Here is a 230-nt window from a genome sequence, read left to right on the forward strand (position 1 = left end):
ACCAACGCCACCACCCCCTCGGCGACCCTGTTCTTCCTGGCTGTGTTCCCAACACTTGTCAGCGCAAAGACACCGCTCCCCGTACAGCTGCTCTACGGCCTGTGGCTGTGCCTGGTCAACGCAGCGTGGTTCGTCCTGGGCAGCGTAGCCCTCTCCACAGCAGCCGTACGCCAACGCTTCATGCGCGCCAGCCACTGGGGCGACCGGGTGATGGGCGTGCTGCGGGTCGG

At 66.5% G+C, this 230-nt stretch carries 1 pseudogene; it reads left to right on the forward strand.

The window, feature by feature from the left end:
• A pseudogene (locus ACQG3P_RS25310) lies at nucleotides 1-230 on the forward strand (LysE family translocator); the annotation flags it as partial.

The organism is Stenotrophomonas sp. SrG (assembly GCF_050031795.1).
GTDB classification, from domain to species: Bacteria; Pseudomonadota; Gammaproteobacteria; order Xanthomonadales; family Xanthomonadaceae; genus Stenotrophomonas; species Stenotrophomonas rhizophila_A.